Here is a 4,728-nt window from a genome sequence, read left to right as displayed (position 1 = left end):
TATTTAATCTTAAATTTTTTTAATTATATTAAATCTCTCATTGAGAATCAATTGCAAGTAAAGTTCTATAATCGAATATTGTAGTTATAAATTCGTATTGCAAATTTAACAACTGCGTTTGAGAGTTGACAAGTTCGAGTCTCGAAGTAAGCAAATCGTCAACTTCAACTCGTCCCTGCTCCAATTTTTGCATTTGAGTTGCAATCCTCGAATTTATCGCTCTTATCTGTGCTCTCTTGCTTTCCATTAAATTTTTATAAGCGCTAAATCTCGATATATAAGTTTGCAATTGAGTATTATAATTCTTTTCAGCCTGTTCATATTGAGCTATTATTCCGTATAAAGAATTTTCAGCCAATTTATACTGCGCTTTATTAGCTCTGTCTCCAATCGGATAAGAAAATTGAACTCCCGCGAAGAAATCGACATTTGTCATGCTTCCGAAAGACTTAAAATATCCCGTAGTATTTGGAGTTATTCCGTTTAAGTTTACGCTTCCCACTATTGATAAATCGGGCAAATTACCGCTCTTCATAGCTTCCAAAACATATTCCGCCTGAAGTCTCGATTGATATGCAATTTGTCCGTTTACGCTATCTCCGAACGCGACATTTTCCATTTCCATATTACTTCCCAAATTTAGATAAGCGTCCCAAGTGGCATGGTCGGGACTATAATTCGTTATATCGGGAATAAAGAAAGCTATAGAGGTTAAAAGGCTGTCCAAATAAACTCTATTTTGGGCATAATAATCGCTATAAACCATAGTTTGAGAACGGGCATTTTGATAAGAATCGTTATCTATGAGTCCGTTTTGGTATCTCGCTCTCATTTGATTTTCAAAATTTCTTGCCGTAATATACATGCTTCTATAATAAGACAATAATTTTTCATACATTATCCATTGATAGTAAATTTTTTGATAAGAAGCCAATACGGAAGTGTCGTCCAATCGTCTTTGAAGTTTTGCAATCGTTAGAGAATATTCGGCGTTTTTTATAGGATATTTATCTAAAGCTCCGAAAAAATTTCTTAATAACGGCTGAGAGACTTCTATTGTAAGCGAAGGATAATAATTTTGAAATTTATCGCTTCCTCCGTTTCCGTAATATATTCTTCCGTCCAAATAGGAATTATGCGTCAAATTAACGGACCATCTTGTTCCGCTGTAAGGAATCAAACTGCCGACTCCTATTCCCGCTCTTATTCCCGTAGCTTCGGCGGATTGTCCTCCCATAGACGAAACCGTGCTGTTCGCTCCGTAAGTTCCAATCGCTCCAAGCTGCGCCGTCAAATTTACATCTCCCGAACTTTTTGCGCTCAAAAGATTCATTTCGGCGTTAGTTTCCGCAACGGCGTTTATTTTCATTTCTGGTATCAAATCTCTTATCGCTTCCATATATGACGAATAACTTACCGTATTTGTATTATTGGAATTAGTTTGTCCGTATAGATGCATACTTAAAAATATTGACAAAAATATCGCTATTTTTATAGAATGCAATTTTATCGATTTTAATTTTTCAATTTTTGATTGTATCATTAATTCTCCTTTGTTTATTTATTGATTATTTTAATTTTTAATTTTCTTAATTTAATTCCTTAATTTAATTCTTCGCTTCCCATTAAAAATAATATCGTTTTATATACTATTTCCATCAAATCGTCTAATTTTGTCTCCGAATCTATTCCATATTCTTCTTTCAAATCTATTTTATAGCCTCTTTTTTTATTATAATATTTTACTAAAATCAATTCTTCTCCTATTCCGCTTAACATAAGTATTATTTGAGCGTATATATCCGAAAGTTTCGCTATAGGATTAAAATAATTTTCTTTCGTTTTTTTCTCCAAATAAATAAATAATTCTTTAAACCAATTTCGCGGATGATTCATAGAATTCGTTTTACTTGTATATCTTTTTAATCTTTTTTTATCGTTAATAAGTATAGGATACAATTCAAAAAATATTTTTCCATACTTTTTATGCGATTCAAAAAAACAATTTTTAAATTCTTTTAAGAATTCAAATATAACCTTTTTCGGATTATTATAATTATCTTTTATAATATCTTTCGGATTTACCGCAATTTTATTTTCATTAATCAAAGAAATTATAATATCGTCTATATTCGAATAATATTTATAAACTCCTCCCTGACTCAATTTCGATTCTTTTATTATATCTTTCATGCTCACCGAATATGACGGTTTTTTGGAAAATACTTTTAAAGCCGCATCCAATATTATTTTTCTTTTATTTTCAAAATATTCTTTGCTTACTTTAGGCATTTTATCTCTTTTATCTCTCAAAAATTTTAAATATTAAAACCGTTAAACTATTAAACGGTTAAATAAAAATGACAACTATGTCGTTTTTATTTTGATTGATATTATAGATAAATAAAAATATTGTCAATATGAAAAATGCAAGCCATTGCGAGATTTATCGAAAGAATCCAAATTTATAAAATTAAACTATTTGAATTTTTCTTAAATTAGAATTATAATATTTTAACTTTATGACTTTACTTTTTATTTGGCTTTATATTCTTTTTTATTTTTTATAATTACAAAATATTTATAATTAAGGAGTTAAAAAATGGCGGAAAAACAAATACTTAATTTTGAAGCTGAAACCAAACAAATTTTAAATTTAATGGTTCATTCTATTTATACTCATAAAGAGATATTTTTAAGAGAGCTTATTTCAAACGCAAGTGACGCTTTGGATAAAGCAAGATTCGAATCCATAACGAAAAGCGACAAATATACGGGAATGGATAATTTGAGAATAAAAATAGAAATAGACGAACAAAACAGAATTCTCACTATAAAAGACAACGGAATAGGAATGACTAAAGACGATGTTATACAAAATATCGGTTCTATTGCAAGAAGCGGAACGAAAGCTTTTTTGGAAAGAATCAAACAAGAGAGCGCAAATAAAGAAAGCGGAATCGATTTGATAGGGCAGTTCGGAGTCGGTTTTTATTCTGCTTTTATGGTTGCGGATAATATTATAATTGAAACAAAAAATGTCGAATCGGATAACGGAGTCAGATGGGAAAGTTCTGGAGACGGTTCTTATTCTATAGAAGACATTGATAAAAACGACAGAGGAACGAATATAATATTAAAATTGAAACCTAAAGACGAAAACGAAGACGATTATTCCAACCGATATACTTTAGAGAGACTTATTCAAAAATATTCAAATTATGTTCATTATCCCATAGTTATGGATATGCCGATTCCTAAAAAAGACGAAAAAGAAATTCAGCAATACGAAGAAAAAACGATTAACTCGATGATTAGCATTTGGCAGAAAAATAAAAGCGATGTCAAAACGGAAGAATATAACGAATTCTATAAAGAGCATTTTCATGATTATGCCGAGCCTTTCGATATAATTCATACTAAAGCGGAAGGAACTTTGGAATATACGGCTTTATTATTTATTCCTTCAAAAGCGCCTTTCAATTTTTTGCATCCAGATTTTGAAAGAGGTTTGGAACTTTATTCAAGAAATGTTTTTATAATGGATAAATGCAAAGAACTACTTCCAGAATATTTGAAATTCGTTCGAGGATTAGTCGATTCGCAAGATTTTTCGCTAAATATTTCGAGAGAGATTTTACAGCATACCGCTCAATTAAAAAGAATCTCGTCAAATCTTGAAAAGAAAATTTTGGAAACTTTGGATAATATTTTAAAAAACGACAGAAAAAAATACGAAGAGTTTTTTAAAGAATTTGGAGAATCGATTAAAATTGGAATTTATAGCGATTTTACTAAAAAAGAAAAATTATCAAATCTTTTATTGTTTCAATCTTCGGGCATAGCGGAAAACGAATATACGACTTTAGCGGAATATAAAAACAGAATGAAAGAAGGACAGGAATTTATTTATTACGCTGCGGGAAAAGATAAATCGGCTATTGAAAAACTTCCGCATATGGAAGGAATGAAAGATAAAGGCTACGAGGTTCTTTATTTTACAGATAGAGTTGACGAGTTTATGGCGGGAATGATGCGAGATTATGAGGAAATAAAACTTCGCTCAATACTTCAAGCCGATAATGAAAAAACGGATAAAGATTCCGCAAAAGAAGAAAATAAAGAAATAAAAGATATAATGAAAGCGATTAAAGAAGTTTTGGGTGATAATAAAGTCGCCGATGTGAGAGAGAGCGACAGACTGAAAGAAAGTTTGGTTTGTTTGGTAAATAAAGAAGATTCGATTAGTTTCAATATGGCTAAAGTTCTTGCCGAAACGGGAAATAATATGTTCGGTATGAAGCCTGAAAGAGTTTTGGAAATCAACTCTTCGCATGAGGTTTTTAAAGCTATGGAAAAAGAATACGAAGCGAATAAAAAATCCGACTTATTTAAAGAATACAGCGAGCTTTTATACGATGAAGCATGCATACTTGAAAATTTGCCTTTGGACGACCCAAAATTATTTGCCGAAAGAATGAGCAAATTAATGCTTAAATTATAAATATTAAAACAAGTCGATAAATGCAAGGGCATGCAAAGTGCATGCCCTTTTAAAAATTATATTTTAATGAGAAGTGTGGAAGAGTTCTCGTTCTCATGGAAAGAAGCAATCTAAATCATAATTCAAAATAAATCTTATATTTCTTAATATTATTAAAAATATTAAATATAAATAGTTTATAAAATTTAAAATAATAATTGTATTGTATTGTATTGTATTGTATT

Annotated in this window: 3 protein-coding genes; 1 reads left to right on the top strand and 2 read right to left on the bottom strand. The window is 30.2% G+C overall.

The features are described from left to right. Positions 1 to 37: 37 nt before the first annotated feature. Both ACR0QS_RS11175 and ACR0QS_RS11170 read right to left on the bottom strand, forming a co-directional pair. Positions 38 to 1,543 carry a TolC family protein gene (locus ACR0QS_RS11175; RefSeq protein ID WP_432633529.1) on the bottom strand — a complete coding sequence of 502 codons (1,506 nt, stop codon included), beginning with the start codon at positions 1,541 to 1,543 and terminating at the stop codon, positions 38 to 40. A gap of 59 nt (positions 1,544 to 1,602) precedes the next feature. Beyond that, positions 1,603 to 2,292, bottom strand: coding sequence for a TetR/AcrR family transcriptional regulator (locus ACR0QS_RS11170; RefSeq protein WP_432633528.1), 690 nt, complete (start codon positions 2,290 to 2,292; stop codon positions 1,603 to 1,605). Between the two features lie 310 nt (positions 2,293 to 2,602). Here ACR0QS_RS11170 and htpG point away from each other — a divergent pair, with 310 nt between their 5' ends. Further along, positions 2,603 to 4,504, top strand: a complete 1,902-nt coding sequence (gene htpG / locus ACR0QS_RS11165) for a molecular chaperone HtpG (protein WP_432633527.1) — start codon at positions 2,603 to 2,605, stop codon at positions 4,502 to 4,504. Positions 4,505 to 4,728 lie beyond the last annotated feature (224 nt).

The sequence above is a fragment of the Brachyspira sp. genome (genome assembly GCF_050873525.1).
Taxonomy (GTDB): domain Bacteria; phylum Spirochaetota; class Brachyspiria; order Brachyspirales; family Brachyspiraceae; genus Brachyspira.
This window is presented reverse-complemented; position numbering and strand designations above follow the sequence as displayed.

Excerpts from the sequence above, each read along its gene's own strand:
- ACR0QS_RS11175 (WP_432633529.1), bottom strand. The coding sequence starts at position 1,543 with ATGATACAATCAAAAATTGAAAAATTAAAATCGATAAAATTGCATTCT.
- ACR0QS_RS11170 (WP_432633528.1), bottom strand. The coding sequence starts at position 2,292 with ATGCCTAAAGTAAGCAAAGAATATTTTGAAAATAAAAGAAAAATAATA.
- htpG (WP_432633527.1), top strand. The coding sequence starts at position 2,603 with ATGGCGGAAAAACAAATACTTAATTTTGAAGCTGAAACCAAACAAATT.